Annotated in this window: 13 protein-coding genes; 6 read left to right on the top strand and 7 right to left on the bottom strand. The window is 61.7% G+C overall.

Annotated elements, in window-relative coordinates; translation table 11 throughout:
* The first annotated feature begins 514 nt into the window (after window positions 1-514).
* Together ACYVNQ_RS37255 and ACYVNQ_RS37250 are read left to right on the top strand one after the other, a co-directional pair.
* On the top strand, window positions 515-832 hold the full coding sequence (locus tag ACYVNQ_RS37255) for a hypothetical protein (protein WP_460910765.1): 318 nt from the start codon (window positions 515-517) through the stop codon (window positions 830-832).
* A gap of 22 nt (window positions 833-854) precedes the next feature.
* Window positions 855-1,172 (top strand): hypothetical protein, encoded by a 318-nt coding sequence (locus ACYVNQ_RS37250; RefSeq protein ID WP_460910762.1) that lies wholly within the window; start codon window positions 855-857, stop codon window positions 1,170-1,172.
* Window positions 1,173-1,254: 82 nt separating this feature from the next.
* On the opposite strand, the gene ACYVNQ_RS37245 is transcribed toward ACYVNQ_RS37250, so the two are convergent.
* Entirely contained in the window at window positions 1,255-2,700 is a 1,446-nt protein-coding gene (locus ACYVNQ_RS37245; protein WP_460910759.1) for a cytochrome-c peroxidase, read from the bottom strand.
* A 159-nt stretch (window positions 2,701-2,859) separates the two neighbouring features.
* A complete protein-coding gene (locus ACYVNQ_RS37240; protein ID WP_460910756.1) occupies window positions 2,860-4,620 on the bottom strand; it encodes a phospholipase C in 1,761 nt (586 codons plus the stop codon).
* Between the two features lie 322 nt (window positions 4,621-4,942).
* On the opposite strand from ACYVNQ_RS37240, the gene chrA reads away from it, so the two are divergent.
* Complete coding sequence (chrA, locus tag ACYVNQ_RS37235; protein ID WP_460910753.1) at window positions 4,943-6,172, top strand: chromate efflux transporter; 1,230 nt, start codon at window positions 4,943-4,945, stop codon at window positions 6,170-6,172.
* A 78-nt stretch (window positions 6,173-6,250) separates the two neighbouring features.
* Here the strand turns inward: chrA and ACYVNQ_RS37230 are convergent, their stop codons facing one another.
* A complete protein-coding gene (locus ACYVNQ_RS37230) occupies window positions 6,251-6,691 on the bottom strand; it encodes a cupin domain-containing protein (RefSeq protein ID WP_460910750.1) in 441 nt (146 codons plus the stop codon).
* Window positions 6,692-7,286: 595 nt separating this feature from the next.
* Here ACYVNQ_RS37230 and ACYVNQ_RS37225 point away from each other — a divergent pair.
* From ACYVNQ_RS37225 to ACYVNQ_RS37215, 3 genes are all read left to right on the top strand, one after another.
* The gene (locus tag ACYVNQ_RS37225; protein ID WP_460910748.1) at window positions 7,287-7,976 is read left to right on the top strand and encodes a response regulator transcription factor; all 690 of its coding nucleotides are present in this window, start codon (window positions 7,287-7,289) and stop codon (window positions 7,974-7,976) included.
* Window positions 7,960-9,267: a sensor histidine kinase gene (locus ACYVNQ_RS37220; RefSeq protein WP_460910745.1), complete on the top strand. Its 1,308-nt coding sequence runs from the start codon at window positions 7,960-7,962 to the stop codon at window positions 9,265-9,267. The genes ACYVNQ_RS37225 and ACYVNQ_RS37220 overlap by 17 nt, the downstream gene beginning before the upstream one ends.
* A gap of 268 nt (window positions 9,268-9,535) precedes the next feature.
* Window positions 9,536-12,481, top strand: coding sequence for an alkaline phosphatase family protein (locus ACYVNQ_RS37215; RefSeq protein ID WP_460910741.1), 2,946 nt, complete (start codon window positions 9,536-9,538; stop codon window positions 12,479-12,481).
* Between the two features lie 223 nt (window positions 12,482-12,704).
* On the opposite strand, the gene ACYVNQ_RS37210 is transcribed toward ACYVNQ_RS37215, so the two are convergent.
* The 4 genes from ACYVNQ_RS37210 to ACYVNQ_RS37195 all read right to left on the bottom strand — a co-directional run bounded on the left by ACYVNQ_RS37210 (window position 12,705) and on the right by ACYVNQ_RS37195 (window position 17,178).
* Window positions 12,705-13,292: a hypothetical protein gene (locus ACYVNQ_RS37210; protein WP_460910738.1), complete on the bottom strand. Its 588-nt coding sequence runs from the start codon at window positions 13,290-13,292 to the stop codon at window positions 12,705-12,707.
* 184 nt (window positions 13,293-13,476) lie between these two features.
* Window positions 13,477-14,505, bottom strand: coding sequence for a DUF2955 domain-containing protein (locus ACYVNQ_RS37205; RefSeq protein ID WP_460910736.1), 1,029 nt, complete (start codon window positions 14,503-14,505; stop codon window positions 13,477-13,479).
* A 10-nt stretch (window positions 14,506-14,515) separates the two neighbouring features.
* Window positions 14,516-15,643 carry an HlyD family secretion protein gene (locus ACYVNQ_RS37200; RefSeq protein ID WP_460910734.1) on the bottom strand — a complete coding sequence of 376 codons (1,128 nt, stop codon included), beginning with the start codon at window positions 15,641-15,643 and terminating at the stop codon, window positions 14,516-14,518.
* The gene (locus ACYVNQ_RS37195) at window positions 15,640-17,178 is read right to left on the bottom strand and encodes an efflux transporter outer membrane subunit (RefSeq protein ID WP_460910731.1); all 1,539 of its coding nucleotides are present in this window, start codon (window positions 17,176-17,178) and stop codon (window positions 15,640-15,642) included. Before ACYVNQ_RS37195 ends, ACYVNQ_RS37200 begins: the two co-directional genes overlap by 4 nt.
* Window positions 17,179-17,218 lie beyond the last annotated feature (40 nt).

The raw sequence follows: 17,218 nt of genomic DNA, 5'->3' as shown, positions 1-17,218 counted from the left end.
GTGACTCTCTACGCCGATCGTGCGACACGAAGTCGAGTAACGCGACATAGATTGATGATGCTTGTGACCTTCGGAAGGCATCCGATGATCGGGCGGCGCGCTCAAAATGGCGGTACCTCGATTGGAAGCCGGTGTCATGAGAAAAGACGTCATCTCACGCCCTCACAGCACTCGTCCCCAACTCTCCGCCATAGATAGAACTCTGAAACAATCTAAGCTAAAACCTAGCACGCTTGGTTGATCTGCTCACCCCCACGGCACCCTATACTTTCGATGCCCGCCAAAACATCGGCGGCTCAGGCCTGGCGGCCTGACCGACTATGATCCACCACGCACGCCTGCGTCAGGCAGGTCGTGCTTTGCCTCTGCACGTCTATTGTCAATGGGCGGGCCTTGGCAGGGAGACCTTCGGGTCTGCCGGTAATGGGTCTGTCCCGGTCCGCCAGCCCTGTCATGTGCCCGCTCACCATCCTTTGTGTGATGCGGGCTTCCCCTTGACAGTGGAGGACGCAGAATGACTAGTAACCCCAAAGGCAAATCGTACGAAGAGCTGAAGCTTCGCAACGAGTCATTGCACGACGCCGGAAGGATCGCGCTCGAAACCGTCAACCGCTACCAGTCCAACCTGAAGAAGATCGGTGCGCTTGCACGCTCGATCGCATGCATGGATACGCTCGAACCGGACCGGGCGCAAATGATTGGCGCACTCAACGACGCGGTCGATGCCGCGACGCTTGAGGTTGATGGAGAGATCGTGCTGATCGTAGCCAACTTGCTGCGTGGCTGCGGTATCGGCGAATCCTTAGCCACTCCCACGCACACGCTGCATTGAAACGTATTGTGAGGTAATCGCCATGAACAAGCAGATCGAACAATCGACGTCGTCGAAACGTCAAAAGAAACGCTACGAACATCTCGAGCGTTTCAGTCTCAACGCTGTCGAGCATGCCATTCGCATCAGCGACCAACTCGCGCAACTCAGTGCGTTGACAGGCACGATCGCGCGCGACGAGCAGCTTTCCAGTGAACAAAAGGTGCTGTTCCAAGGGCTCGAAACGCTCGCGCGGCACTATGCGTCGGAGGCTCGTATGGACATGGAGCATATGAGCATCGCGCAGATGAGGCATACGTCCCACTGGAAAGCGTTCAAGAAGCGCAAGCCGCAGGCTTGAGCGCCGCAAGAGATGAGTCAGACAACCGGACCATCAACCCTTCGCAAAAACGGCTGATGGTCTGTTGTCGCGCGCCATACCCCTAGTTAGGTTTAAACCCGTCGTTTAGCGTCTTAACAAACGCAATGATGTCCCGCACCTCACTATCCGTCATCGCAGGTTTATCCCCGAACTTCCGGTCAAACGGCGCATCCACCACATCCACATTCGCCTGGAACTGCGGCGGAATATCGTTGTACTTCGCCACCTTCCCCGAAGCATCACGCGGATAGATCTTGTCCGGATTCGTGTTGCGGAAATTATAGAAATCCATCACCTGCTCAAGCGTGTGGTACACGCCATTGTGGAAGTACACCGGCCGATTCGCCGAATTGCGCAACGTCGGCGTCAGGAACATCCCACAGTACTGCGTCTGGTTCGCGAGGTCATGGCGAAACGGCCCGCATACGCCCAGATCATAGAACTTCGGATCCTTGTTAGCCGCAATCTCCGGATTACGCGGCGCGCCCAGCGCCTCATATTGCGTATCCGTAAACAACGGCGGCAAGCCATCCTTGCTCGGCTGGCTCAAATGGCATCCCGCGCAGTTCGCCTTGTTCTGGTCATTAAAAAGCCGCATGCCGTGCAGTTCAGCCTGCGTTAGCCGCGCCTTGCCTTCCAGCCAGTAATCGTACTTGCTGCTGAATTCATGGAACGACTGGTCCTCAAACTCGTACCGGCTCACCGCCGACATCGCCTCCGCCACCAGCAGCCCCGTCGTATTGAGCACATTCGGCCCAAAGAACGCCTTGAAGGAATCCGCATACTTCGCCGCCATCAGCTTATGCGCCACGTCGGCCTCACTGGTGTTAGCCATCTCCACCGGGTTGAGCAGCGGCCCCAACGCCTGATCCTGCAATGTATCCGCGCGTCCGTCCCAGAACAGCCCACCCTGCGGCACCATCGCCGGTGCCGCGGGAGCAACGCCGGCGGTCTTCACCGCGCGCGTCGTGCCCGCCGCCTGCGAGGCAAGCGCAGTCAGATCCGGCGGAACATCCGTTTCCGCTGCTTCAGGCCCGATGCTGAAACCCAGTTGCCGATACAGATACGCCAGCGACGGCGGCGACCGGTAGCCGGCGAGCGTCATATGCGCACCGCCAAGCTGCACCGGGAACGCATTCGGCGGCCCATATGAATTCTGCGCACTGTGGCACGACGCGCAAGACTGCTTGCCCGACGCCGACAGCGACGGGTCGTTGAATATCTGTTTGCCAAGTTGCGCGAGCCCGCTCAACGGCTGCACCACCGGCCGCTTGAGCACGATCGGATGAGGATTCGCACCGGTCAGGTCTTCGACCAGTTGTCCCACCGGTTCCGGCATCCGCTGCGGATAGACAAGCGCATAGCCGCTCACGACAAGCGCGGCAAGCACGATAACCGCGAGGCTCCACAACACGGTGCGACGCGAGTTCCGGCGAGCGGCATCGGGTGCGGGGGCGCCGCCGGCGGAGAGACCCGTCGGCGAAGCGGTATTGGATCGCTGGTTCATGTGAAATCAGAGAGACAAAAGCACAACAGCAAAAAAGCAAAAAGTCGAGCCGGCGGAGAGCCAGGCTCGACACGAAATACGCTGATCGTCTTCATCCCCGGCCGGCACGCGCGCGACGCTCGCACACCGGACCCGGGACAGATGAAACAACCTTCTTCCTTAGTTCGTCGGAGCCGCCGCCAGCTTCGTGCCCATGTTCGGATCGAGGAACAGGGTGCGCGGCGTGGTCACGCTTTGCGTGAAGTCGAACATGCCCATGATGCTGCCGTCGTTCGCGTCGTTCGAACCCTGGCCGATGCGTTGACCGCCGAGCCAGTTGTCTTCGATGAACTTCACCACCGATGACTGGTTGATCTGCACGTCGTCCACGTAGTTGGCCTTCGCGTACGGCGAGATCACGAGGAACGGAACGCGCGTGCCCGGGCCGCAACGGCCTTGCACTGCCGTGCCATTGACGCCCACGCCTTGCACCGACGTGCCGGCAACGTTACAGGTGCTCGGACCATTCAACGAATCCGAACCCGAGAACGAAGCGGTCTTCGGCGGTTGATAACGATGGTCGTACCAGCCATCCGAGTCGTCGTACGTGATGATCACGGCGGTGTTCTTCCAGTCCGGCTGCTGCTGCAGGAAGTTGACCACCTTCACGACGAACGCCTGTTCGTCGATCGGATCGGAGTTGCCCGGGTGACCGTCGCCGATTGCCGGAGCCTTCAGGTAGCTGACCGACGGATAGTTGCCTGCCGAAACCGCTGCGAAGAAGTCGTCGGTGTCGTAGTTGTGGTTGGCCGGTTCAGCAGTCACGCCGTCCGCTTCGACCGACGAACCGATCGCTGCGATCGTGCTCGGGCGGGCGTGCGTCGGGTTGGCCGTCGACGGGTAGTACTGGAAGAAAATGTGGTGCGGAACGTAGTCCGGCACATTGCCGCCCAGCACGCTCGAGAACGTCGTGCGGCTGCAGCCCGTCGAGCCGTTGGCGTTGACGGTCTGCAGGTTGAAGCCGCCCATGAAGCCGCCCCACGTGATGCCCTTCGCGTTCAGCAGGTCGCCGATGTTCTTCGACGTCATGTGCATCGTGCTGGTTTTCGACGAGCACGTGTCGCCTGCCGGGTCCGTATCGCCGATCAGGCTCAGGCCGCCCTGGCCGTCGGCCACCGTCGATGCGGTGCCGACCACCGGCACCACGCCGTTGTTCTGGCCGGAGATGACCGAGATCGCGCCCGGCGTCGACGGGCCGAACGTGTCCGTGTACGCGTTCTGGCTCATCGCGAAGTTCTGCGCGTAGTTCCACATCGCGGTGACGGTATTGCCATCGAAGTAGCCCAGCACCTGTGCCTTCGTGCCGAACTGGCCAGCGCCGCCGGTCGTCGCCTTGCCGGTGTTGGCCGGGAAGGCGTCCATCGCGCCGTTGTCGTACGCGCTTTGCTCCGGACCATACGAGTGGCTCTGATCGGCCGTGTTCACCTGAGCACGGTCAAGACGGAACGGGTTCAGCAGCGACGGCGAAATCGTCACGGCAGGCACGGCAGCCTGCGTGCCCGAGGCCGGAATCGCCGGCGTCACTACGATCGCCAGATTCGACGGGTTGATCATGTTCGGGTTGGCCGTCTGCAGCGAAGGCGTGGCGCCGAGCAGGTTGTTCACCTTGGGGGTGTTCGGCAGCGCCGTGAACACCGGCGTTTCGCCCGGCGGGTTCGCTGCGTTCGGGTACGTGCCGAAGTAGTGGTCGAACGAACGGTTCTCGCCGAAGATCACGACCACGTGCTTGATCGGCGTGGCGGTGACCGCAGCATCCTGCACCGAAACGGCCGCGGCAGGCGGCGTGGCAGCAGGGGTGCTGTTGTTGTCATCGCTGCCGCATGCCGCCAGTGCCAGCGCCATCGCGGCTAGGGGAATGGGCAAAAGGGCGTTACGAAACATGTATTTTTACTCCAGATTCAACCGTGCTGTTCCACGCTTTGCTTAAGCGAAAGGGGGGAGTAAGCGAAGATGGGGACTTATGAAATTCTTAGTGAAGAGTCAACTTTGATGCGGGGCGAATTGAAACATGGTGCTATTAAGGTTTAGCGACAGTGCGATTACGGTCGGTAAACTTGGCGGATGTTTTTTCACGCGCCGACACCGGGCCGTTGCCTGAAACGGACGGCAAGACAGGGCATCGCACCGTACCTCGAGCGTTGACTGCGTATGCGCAGCGCCGTACGATGCGAGCCCGCATGTAAGCAATCGGAACCGCAAATCCATGAGAACGGGCATGCCGTCGTCGCGTCCAGCTCGAGCTAGATACGCGCTCGAGGTCTTCGCGATTTTTCTCAAGCTCGGGCTGACGTGCTTTGGTGGGCCGATTGCGCACATTGGCTATTTCCGCCGCGAGTTTGTCGAGCGACGCCGGTGGCTCGACGACGAATCGTTCTCGGATCTGGTCGGCCTGTGTCAATTTCTTCCGGGCCCAGCCAGTAGCCAGGTCGGATTCTCGGTGGGGCTTCTGAGAGCAGGGTGGTTGGGCGGGCTCGCTGCGTGGTGTGGATTCACACTTCCATCGGTCGCGTTGCTGCTCGCCTTTGCTGCTATCTCGCCAACGCTAGGTGGACCAGTCGGTCAGGGGCTCATCCACGGGCTCAAGCTGGTCGCGGTTGCGGTTGTCGCGCAGGCAGTGTGGGACATGGCACGGCGTCTGTGCCCGGATCGTGTGCGTACCGCGATTGCGCTTGTTGCGATCGCTGTGCTCAGTGTGCTGACCACGCTGTACGCGCAACTGATCGTAATTGTTCTTGGCGCGGTTCTTGGTGTTCTGTTGTGCAAGGCGGACACGCCCATCGCGACGACTCGCGCGACACAGGCAAGTGAATTTCGCGTCCCGCGTGTTGCCGGTGCAGTTGCGTTGGGAGTGTTTTGTGTACTGCTGTTTGGACTGCCCGCGCTTGCCGACAGGGGCAGCCACGCGATCCGCGTGTTTGACGCGTTTTACCGCTCCGGTGCGTTGGTCTTCGGCGGTGGCCATGTGGTGCTGCCGCTTTTGCAGCGGCAAACGGTCGCGACCGGCTGGGTATCGCCGAATGACTTTCTGGCGGGCTACGGTGCCGCGCAGGCAGTGCCTGGCCCGCTGTTCACTTTTGCGGCGTTTCTCGGCTGGTCGTTAAGTGCGGAGCCACATCGATGGTATGGGGCGCTTCTTGCGACTGGAGGAATTTTTCTGCCGGGTCTGTTGCTCGTCATTGCCGCTCTGCCTTACTGGCAGGCGTTACGCGCACGCGCATCGATGATCGCGATGCTTTCGGGTGTCAACGCTGCTGTCGTCGGATTGCTTGCAACAGCGCTTTACTCGCCCGTGTGGACGGGGGCAGTGCGTTCCACACCCGACTTTGCAATTGCGACGATTGCGTTCTTGCTGCTGATCCGATGGAAGACTCCTCCTCTGGCCATCGTCGCAATCTGTGCGGTTGCTGGAATCGTCGAGACGCTCCTCAATTGACGTGTGCTGGATGATTGACACAGCGATCAAACGAGCCCGAGTCTTAAGGGGACGTCGGGCCTGGATGTACCTGATGCGCTAGGCTTCGACGGTTACGCGATATCGTGTCAACACTTCCAATAGCTTCGGGATGTCAGGCGGGCCTTCGGGAATTTCACCGTCAATGTCGGTGAACATCTGCGCGGCCAGGGCGCCGCTCCCGGTGATTTCGAGCACCTGCCCGTCGACACCGAAACGAAACCCATGCAGCGTCCCTCGCGGCAGGTACACAAGCGTCCCCGGCACGCACTTGTGGGTGCTGCCTTCGCAGAAAAACTCCATTTCTCCCTTCAAGACATAGAAGCATTCGTCCCAATCATGACGATGTGGCGGCGGTCCCGTTCCTTCATCACCTTGCTGAAAGGTGATTCCAAGACTCTGCGTTGTGGCATTCGATGCAAGAACAGTCACCTTCGTGCCGACAACACTGAGCGCGCGCTCGCGCTCAGCGGGCTTCACGATGAAATAAGGAATACCCATGATTCGTCAATCTCCAAAAAACAGTGTGTTGCTGGACACCGGGCTTGTCTGGAGCCATTGAAAGGATGCCGGCAACGAAACGTGCCGGAATGCGCGGGCGCTGCAGATGCAGTCGAATAACTTCGACGAACAATACATAACCCATACATGACCGTTACCGCTTTGCGTCAGTGATTGCTGCTCGCGCGGTACGCCGTGCTTTTGCTCGACAACGCTTAAACAGGCGACCCGTCTGCTTTATTCCATCGTTTTACTTAGGGGCGCTGTCGTCTGGCGGTGCTGAGACGAGAGGGCAAAATCATGATGAGCGCTGCGAATCTAGTGGCAGTCTCCGGTCGCTTCTAACGTTTGATAGGTTCGCCTGGGGGCTTTGTCAGGTTGGCAAGGCTGCAGCGTAAGATGACGAATAAAGTGGCAGCCATTCCCATGACACCCGCGTGACGGCGCAGCGGCGAATCCACCCGTTTCGCATGGAGTGCACGTCCGCCTCCACAAAAACCCCGCGCTACCGAAACGGTCATGAACCGGCGGTACCATGCCGGCTGCGCATTCAAAGCGTGCCTTGGAATACCGCCCACTTGCCGGAGGCCGCTCCATGAGAGTTTTGATTATCGAAGACGACGCTGCGATTGCAACGAACCTCTACGACTATCTGGAAAGCGAGAGCTACGAGGTCGACGTCGCGTCGGAAGGGACGATGGGGCTGTGTCTGGCCATCACGCAGCATTGGGATGCCATCCTGCTGGACCTGGCTTTGCCCGGCGTCGATGGCTTGACCATTTGCCGGAAGCTGAGAGAGGAAGCGCGTCGCGACACGCCTGTCCTGATGTTGACGGCCAGGGATACGCTCGACGATAAACTGCAGGGCTTCGTCCAGGGCGCCGACGACTACCTCGTCAAGCCGTTCTCACTCAAGGAGGTCGGTGCACGCCTCGCGGCGCTGATCAAGCGCTACAGAGGGCAGGTGACGCAACCCGTCCTGGATTGCGCCGATGTGCGCTTTGACCTTGCGACGCTCGCCGTCGAGCGCGCCGGGCGGCCGGTCAAATTGCCGCCCAAGTGCCTGCAACTGCTGCGCATCCTGATGCAGGCGCCCAACAAGGTGTTTGTCCGGGCCGAGCTGGAAGCGGACATATGGGGCGAGCACTTGCAGGACAGCGACACGCTGCGCACACACGTCTATACGTTGCGACGCGCGTTGACCGCGCATGGTGAAGACGACGTGATCGAGACGGTACATGGCCAGGGCTACCGGTTCGTGACGAGCGATGCCGACGCGTCGTAGCCTGCGCCTGAAGGTGGCGCTGGTCTTTTCCGCGCTGACAATCCTGCTGCTCGTGGCCCAGGCACTGGGTGTGAAAGCGCTCGCCGAAGCCCAGGAAGAGCGGCTGATCGACGCGCTGATCGAAGACGACATGGCAAGCCTGATCCGCAGCTTCAGGATCGACCCGAAACTGATTCCGCCGCTCGATCCACGGTTGGGCGCCTACGTGTCTGTCGCCGCAGCGGTGCCTGTCGACTTGCCGATGTCGGTCAGGAATCTGCGGGAAGGTGCGCATGAAATCATCATCGACGACCAGGAGATCCACGTAGCGGTCGCGTCGTTCGATGGGACGAAGGTTTTTCGGGTCTATAACTTCAACCGCTACGAACGACGATTCAAACGGATAGTCGATGAGCTGATGACCGGCACCGGTGCCTTTGCGCTGCTGACCATCTGGCTCGCGTTCGGTCTATCGGGTCTGCTGGTACGCCAGGTGGCGGGTTTCGCACGCCAGGTCGAAGCGCTGAGGCTGGGGAGATCCGCACCCATCAATCCAGGCAGATACGACGAAGCCGAAGTGATCGAACTGGTCGCAGCGTTCAACGACTATCACAGCCGTATCACAGACATGATCGAGCGCGAGAAGGAGTTCACGGGCAACGTCAGTCATGAACTGCGTACGCCGCTCACCGCGATCAAGACGAGCATCGAATTGCTCGAAGAAGATGCTTCGATCAGCCCGAAGTCCCATGCACGACTCAGCCAGATCAGTCGCGCCGCAGAAAACATGATCGAGCTGATCAACGCGCTGCTGCTGCTTGCAAGAGAGGAATCGACCGTGGATGTCGGGCCCGTCCACCTCGCGCATCTGATCGATACCGCGCTTGCGCCATTCGCCGAACGCGCGGCGCACAAGGGCGTGTCGGTGACGATCGACGTGAAGCGAGATCTGCAGGTCGATGTCAACCGTTCCGCTCTGGCGATCGTGCTGTCGAACCTGATCGACAATGCCACGCGCTACACCAACCGCGGCAATATTCGCTTCTCCTACGCCGGCGGATCGCTGATTATCGAGGACTCCGGTCCGGGCATTCCTACCGACGCCTTGCCCCACGTTTTCGAGCGTTTTTACCGGGCCGACTCCGCCATCGCATCCTCGCGTGGTTTTGGCATCGGGCTATCGATCGTGAAAAAAATATGCGACTGGTATGGCTGGCCGGTCCAATTGGATAGTGGTCCAGATACGGGCACCCGGGTCTCTCTCGGACTGCCACTCGCAAACACAAATCAGCAAGACGTCAGGCCAAACTGACGCGTCCTTGACGAAAACTTCACAAGCGCTTGAGTAGGATCCAGGTCTGTCTCCATCTCGTCAGATGGCCCACGACCATGGATGCCGATATGCGCGCCGACTGCTGCTCCCTGCCTGCCGGTCGACTTCCTCTCGCGATGCTCAACGAACTCGCTGCCGTTTGCTGCACACGGCTGCGACATGCTGCTTGTCGATTTTTTTGAGGCGGGTTGTCGAGACCCGCCTGGCCGCCAACAGTCTGCTGGCGATTTTCTCGTTAAGGAACACCATGAAGACCCCCCGCTTCAAGAATGTGCTCCGCCTCGGAGCGATAGCTTCTGCAGTATTGATTGCCACCAACGTCTATGCGGATCGCGACGGACATGGCAACGGCAATGGCAATGGCAACAACAGCAGTGACAGCGCGCAGGTGCCGAGCGGCCAGTACGTGACGCCCAAGGCCGTGCACGGCAGCGACCAGCAATTCCTCAACCCGGGCCTGCCCGGCCACCCGGATTTCGTCGCGGGCGAAGCGGTGCGCTCGCAATTGAGCCCCGACGGGCGCACGCTCGCCATCATCTGCGCCGGCGAGAATTCGCTGTACAAGCCGGATGGCACGGTCGATACCGCGAACTCGACGCAGTACATTTTCCTGTACGACGTCGGCGGCCACGATGCGCAACATCCGGAACTCAAGCAGGTTATCCAGCAGCCGAACGCGTATGTCGGTCTCGTGTTCTCGCCGGACGGCAAGACGCTCTACGCAGCGGGCGGCAACGACGACGCAGTCTATGCGTACAGCAATCGCGGCGGCGCGTGGACGCAGTCTGCGAAGATCGCGCTCGGCCACAACGGTCAGGGTGTCGGCATCGGCGTGCAACCTAACGCGGGCGGCCTCGGTATTTCGAAGGACGGCAAGACGCTGGTCGTGGCCAACAACTACAACGACTCGGTTAGCGTGATCGATACCGCGAGCGCTTCGGTGCGCTACGAGTACGACCTGCGCGCATTCAACGCGAACAACGAAGGCAAGAGCGGCGGCGTGGGCGGTACCTTCCCGTTCGCCGTGGTGGTGAAGGGCAACAACGTGGCCTACGTGTCGTCCGATCGGGATCGCGAAGTGGTCGCACTCGACATCTCGAAGCCGGGCAGTGCGCGTCTGATCAAGCGTATCGCGCTTGACGGCAACGGGCTGGGCATGACGTTGAACGATGCGCAGTCGATGCTGTTCGTCGCGCAGGACAACGCCGACCAGGTCGCGGTAGTCGACACGAACCGCAACGCGGTGATCGCAAAGATCGACGCACGCGCGCCAGGCGATCTGCTGCGCCGCAATCAGGCCACCGGTGCGGCCACCTTCGCCGTGACGCTGTCGCCGGATAATCGCACGCTGTATGCGGTCAACGCAGGCGCCAACAACATTGCCGTGATCCCGTTGTCCGGCAACCAGGCCTATCGCGTCGCGGGCCTGATTCCCACTGCCTTCGAGCCGCATGACGTCACGTTCAGCAAGGACGGCGACCGCATGTTCATCATCAACGGCAAGAGCATCACCGGCCCGAACCCGGGGCACCTTGCCGGCAATACCGCCAATATCACCGCGATCCAGTATCCGGGCGGCAATGCGGCGGCCGCTGCGCAGGCGCGTGCGTCGAACCAGTACCAATTCCAGCTCGAGCGCGCGTCGCTCGTCAGCGCACCGGTGCCGAACGAGCACTCACTCGATCAGCTGACCGAGCAGGTCGCACGCAACAATTTCTATCGCGACGAAGAAAGCGACCACGACCGCGATGTGATGGACTTCCTGCATCACCGCATCAAGCACGTGATCTACGTGGTGAAGGAGAACCGCACGTATGACCAGATGCTCGGCGATCTTGGCCACGGTTCGAACGGCGACCCGTCGCTGGTGCAGTTCGGCCAGGGCATCACGCCGAACTTCCACCGTCTCGCGCGCCAGTTCGTCACGCTCGACAATTTCATGGATCCGGGTGACGGCAGCATGGACGGTTGGTCGTGGGCACTGCAAGGCCGCGTGACCAACACCGAAACCATCACGCAGCAGATCAACTATGCAGCGGTGAACCGCGGGCTCTCATATGAATCCGAGGGTGCGAACCGCAGCGTGCCGGTCAACCTGCCGACGGTTGCGCAGCGCGACGCGGCGGGCGGCCCGGCGGGCACGACGAACTACAGTGCGGCCACCGCAAGCCTTCCTGGCGGCACTGAAAACGTGCTGCCGGGAACCGGCAACCACGCATCGTCCGATTCGCCGTTCGGCGAGCAGAAGGGCTACATCTTCGACGCGGTGCTGAAAGCCGGCGGGACGGTGCGCAACTACGGTTTCCTCGTCAACAACATCGGCAGCATCGGTACGATGAACGCGCCGGTGATCGATCCGTTCAGCGCGGGCATCGTGCAGGTCGCGCCGCTGGATCGCGCGCTTGCGCCGTTGACGGACACGTATTTCCGCGGCTTCGACCAGAACTATCCGGACCTGTGGCGTTATCAGGAATGGAAGCGCGAGTTCGACAAGTACGTGGCGAGCGGCAACCTGCCGAATCTTTCGCTGGTGCGTCTGAGCCACGACCATATGGGTTCGTTCGGCACCGCGCTTGCCGCGATCAACACGCCGGAAACGCAGCAGGCCGACGACGACCTGTCGGTAGGCAAGCTGGTCGAGGCCGTGGCCAACAGCCCGTTCGCAGACGACACGCTGATCATCGTCACCGAGGACGACGTGCAGGACGGTCCCGACCACGTCGACTCGCACCGCGCGACGACGTATATGGTCGGTCCGTACGTGAAGCAGGGGGAAGTGGTCAGCACGCGCTATAGCCAGGTGAACGTGCTGCGCACGATCGAGGATATTCTCGGCGCGCCGCACATCAACCTGAACACGTCGTACCAACGTCCGATGGCGGATGTGTTCAACATTCGCTCGGCGCCGTCGTGGCGCTATACGTCGGTGGCATCGACGGTGCTGAAGACCACCACGCTGTCGCTGCAGGGCATGACGTTTGCCGGCGGCCCGGACCTGGTGCCGCAGCATGACGCGCAGTATTGGGCGAAAGCGACCGAGAAGTTCGACTTCTCGCATGCCGACCAGGTGCCGGCGGATCAGTTCAACCGCGTGCTGTGGCAAGGCCTGAAGGGCAACACGCCGTATCCGGCGCTGCACGGTGTCGTGCACCAGGTGGCTACGCGCGACGACGACGATGATGATGGGTTGTAAAAGTAGTAGTGAGTAGTAGTTGGGCGAGGGAGTAACTTTGACGGGCGGGCCCAGCGCATCGGGTTTGCCCGTTTTTTATGGTCGAACGCATGCGCACAAACGGCATGATCGCGACAGCGCCGCAATGCGACGAACCCCACACAGGGGGCGCATCGTACTTCAGCTTACTTCGTGAGTGCCGTATCGCGCTCTGTTCCGTGCGCTGATGGGCCAAGGTGTCGGCCTACTGGCTGGCGCCAGGTTTCACCGATATGGCAAGCGCTTCCGTGTAGACGACCTTCACCTGATCCCCCTTCCGGATATTCTTCAACTGCTCCGGATCTTCGACGATCACGTCTACTGCGTTACCCTTGGGGCCCTTCAACCTGACGGATTTCGCCTTCGCATCGACGGAGACGACATCCGCGATCACCGTAACCACCCGTCCAATCGTGCCGCCGGGCTTGGCACCGGGCGCCGACCGTTCTTCTATCGTCTGCTGCGTTTCGGAGCGCGGGCCACTCGCTTTTTCGAGGCTCAGCGACAGCGCTTGCCTATATTCAGTCGTGACGATATCGCCCACCTTGAGCTGGTCGAAATTGCGCGCTTCCTCGCCCACCTCGACCTCGACGATCTTGCCATTCTTGTCCTTCAGCGTCACGATCCGCGTAGCTGGATCGATCGCCTGGACGGTCGCGGTGACGGTGGCGGTTGCCGCTACATTCGCCTTGCCAGGCGCCTTGGAAACGTCGACCGAGGTTTGCGGCTGAGCCGATGCAACGGATGCCGTCATCGCGACGATAACCGTGAACAACATAGTCCGGATCTTCATCTATGCGCTCCTGAAATAGGCGGTCCACGTTCTTTCACGAGGGCTGCCTCGCGTTCTGCCATCTGTTGTCGACGCACTCGACTGCAGCCTACTCGTTGCGTCAAGCGGGCGATATTGGACCTTGGTCCTGGAGACTCGTCGCAAATCCGCGGCATATCGAAGTCACAGGCATGACAGCGCACCGTCAGACGTCTCGAGCAAGGCGATGGCGATCAAGCATCAGCAGCATCACGCATGCGTAAAGCGCTACAGCCAGAAACAGTCCCATCCGCACGGCGAACGCGGCATAGACATCTTTTCCCGCCATGCTGTCCTGCACCGACTGGCCGAGCAGAATGATCATGGTGACAAAGCCATTGAGCCAGAAGCCCGGCGAGTACCTCGTGGGGCTGATGCGATCGAGCTTGCGTCCGACCAGCAGGCCGCATAACAGCATCCACAGCGCGAACATCCACAGGTGCACAAAGAGCCTGAGTGCGAACCACAATGCGATGGCAAGCAGGCCGCCGAGCAGCGTGGAACCGATGAGTTCGCGCGCCGCGCCGCGAGCCGTGGTGGTGCAGCTCTGCCTGCCGAGGCTGACGGACTTCATGATGACCGGCATGTAGCTGGCCGGATCGGTCATCGCGAGCAGATAGGCCGGCATGACCACCAGCGCGGCGCGTAGCGCGATCTGCGCAGCCTGTGCGTGGGAGAGGGCCGGTGCGGCGGGCGGTGGCGGCGCGCCCGACGGTTCGGGGAACAACTGGTGAGTCAGCGCCGTGACCAGAACCGCGAGCACCAGGCCTTTCACCAGCGCGCCGACCATCGTCGCGCCGAGATGGAAGTCGGCGGTGCCGGCTGCGGAGATCATCGTCAGTCCGGCCACCAGAAAAGTCGCGACCAGGTTGTTCCCGCTGCGCAGGCCATAGCGAAAAGCGAGGAACAGCAGCAGTCCCACTATCATCACGCCAGCTAACGCGTAATGGCGCAGCAACGGAACGAGCAGCAGGCCGCTGCCTGTGGTTAACGCCACGATCAGTGCGAAAGCTGCACCTGCCTTGAACGACAGCGGCCGATTCTGCGTGCCGAGAAGAAACACCGCGAACACCGGCGCGATGATCGGAACCGACAGGTCGAGTGCGAAGCTGATCGCGAGGCAAAGCGCGGTCCCTGCAGCAAGCCGCAGTGCACGCTGGCCGGGAAGCACGAGCCTGTTTTTCGTGGTTGCCATAAGGGGTTGTTCAGTAAAGGTAGGAGACCCAGCTCATCACACGCAGAAACACACGACCGGGCAGATTGAGCGGATTGCCCGGATTCGGAAACGCCATCACCTCGGCCTGTCCACCCACACGCAGATTGCGCAAACCCGCGCGCTCGCGCTCGTCGAACTCGACGATCACCGGAAAGCGTTGTGCAGGGCGTAGCCAGTCGCGGCTGTTCTGCACCGTCGGCAGTCCGCCGGGCGGCGCGCTCTGGCCTACGCTCACGCCATAGCCAATGCTACGAATCCGTCCTTCGAAGACTTCGCCCGGCAGTGCGTCCAAGGCGATGGACACGGGCGTTCCCGGCTGCAGGTGGCCCAGGTTGTTCTCGGTCATCTCGGCACTGACCCACACGTCGCGGATCGCGATCAGCGTCATCACCGGCGTGCCGGCCGCGGTGAACTGGCCGACTTCCGTGCGCAGATCGGTGACGACACCTCCGGTGCGAGCTCTTATCCGCGTGTTGGCCAGATCGAGTTCGGCTTTTTCCACTGCTGCGGCCGCGCTGCGCAACTGCGCGTTCTTTTCTTCGCCGCCGCCTTGCTGTTCACGCGCGCGCTCCACTTCGGCACGCGCTGCGGCAACCTGGCTGACGGCCTGTTCGTGCGTCGCGCGCGCCACTTCCAGGCGTCGCAGCGAGACCGTGCCCTCGTCTTCGCGATATAGCCGTTCGAGGCGCTCGCTGTCCTGGCGCGCCTTGATCTCGTTCGCAATGGCCGCCCGCAACGAGGCGCGCGCCGAATCGATGCCGGCCGTGCTGGCGCCGACCTGACGGCGCGTCGACTCGAGGTCGGCTCGCGCACGCTCGGCCGCAATGCGATATTGCGCGTCATCGATTTCGAACAGCACGTCGCCTGCATCGACTGACTGGTTGTTGTGCACGAGGACCCGCGTCACCCGTCCCGACACTTCCGCGGCCACCGGCACGACGTAGGCCTGTACCCGCGCCTGTTGGGTGTACGGCGTAAAGCGGTCGGCGAGCAGGTACCAGGTCAGGCTGACGACGATCAGCAAGACCACCCACCTGATCGCCTTGCCCGAAGGATCGGCCGTCGGCTCAGGCGACGGTGTCGGTGCGGACCCGGACGGCTCGGACTTGTCGTTCATCGGGGCTGCCCTTCGGAACCGGCGGCGGCCGGTGGCGCGCCTGCCTCGTTCAGCAAGTCGCCCCAGTCGGTGCGCTGCTGCATCTGCTGGCGCGTCGCGGGATCGATCAGCGGCTGCTCCGAATGCCAGCCGCCGCCAAGCGCCTTGTAAAGCGCGACCAGACTGCCCACCGCATTGCTGCGGTTGACGACATACGCGTCCTGTTGCGCGAACAGCGCGCGCTGCGCATCGAGCACGCGCTCGAAGTCCGAATACCCCTCGCGGTAGATCGTATTGGCAAGCTTCAGGGAGCGCTGCGCGGCCCCCTGCGCGTCGTGCAGGATGATGTCCCGCTGCAGCGCGGCGCTCATTGCCGTCGCGGCATCATCGGCCTCGCGCGCCGCTTCGCGCACCACGTTCTGGTAGGCGACGCTCAACTGTTGCAGGCGGGCGTCCTGCACGCGCACGTTATTCGTGATCCTGCCGTGATCGAACACGTTCCATGTGACGCTCGGCCCCGCTACGATCGCCAACGTGTTCGGTGAGCCGGTGAGCGAACTCGCGCTCCAGACCAGCGAACCCAGCAGCGAGACGGAAGGGTAGAGATCGGCTTGCGCCACACCGATCAGCGCCGACTGCGCAGCCATCTGATACTCGGCGGCGCGCACGTCGGGGCGGCGCAACAGCAGGTCGGCCGGCACATCCTGCAGCACTGCGCGCTGCACGAGCGGGACCACGCCTTCCTTGCCGGACTGAACCTCGAGTTCCGGCAGCGGGCCGGGTGGACGCCCCATCAGCACGGACAACGCGTGACGCGCGAGCACGATCTGGCTTTCGAATTCGGGAATGCTGCTGAGCGTGCCGAGATACTGCGTTCTGGCTTGCTGGAAATCCAGCTCATCGGTCTGGCCGCTCTTGAAGAGCTTTTGCGCAATGTCGTAGCTGCGTTTTTGCAGCCGGGCGTTGTCGCGCGCGATGCGCAGCCGCGCCTCGGCCGTGCGCAGCGTGAAATAGGTGTCCGCAACCTGCGCGTGCAGCAGCACCAGCATCGCATCGCGGTTGGCTTGCGCGGCAAGGAAGGCGGCATCGGCCGATTCGATTGCGCGGGCAAAGCGCCCCCAGAAGTCGAGTTCCCAGCCGAGGCTGAAACCCGCACCGTACTGCCAGTAAGCACCCGAGCGCGGGTTGAAGCCATCCGAGCGCTTGCGCGCCGAATAAAGCACGTCCGCGTTGACCTGCTGAATCTGCGGGTAGCGTCCCGCGAGCGCGATGCCGAGTTGCGCGCGGGCTTCGAGCACGCGCAGACCGGCAATCTGCAGATCGCCATTGCCGATCTCGGCTTGTGCGATCAGATGCTCGAGGTTCTCGTCGTCGAATATCTGCCACCATTGCCGCACGTCGGGTTGCGCGCGCTGCAGCGTGACCTGCTCGAGCGATGTGCTGCTCCAGTGCTCGGTAGCGGTCTCGTGTGGCGGGCGAAAATCCGGTCCGACGCGCATGCAGCCGTTCAGCGCGACCAGCACCGACATAATGAAGGCCGCTGCTCCGCGCGGCATGGCCATTCCGTATGAGCGCATTGAAGGCGGCACGGCGTCG

It is taken from the genome of Paraburkholderia jirisanensis, from assembly GCF_054782355.1.
Note: the sequence above shows the minus strand (reverse complement) of the source record. Positions and strands in the feature narration are given on the sequence as shown.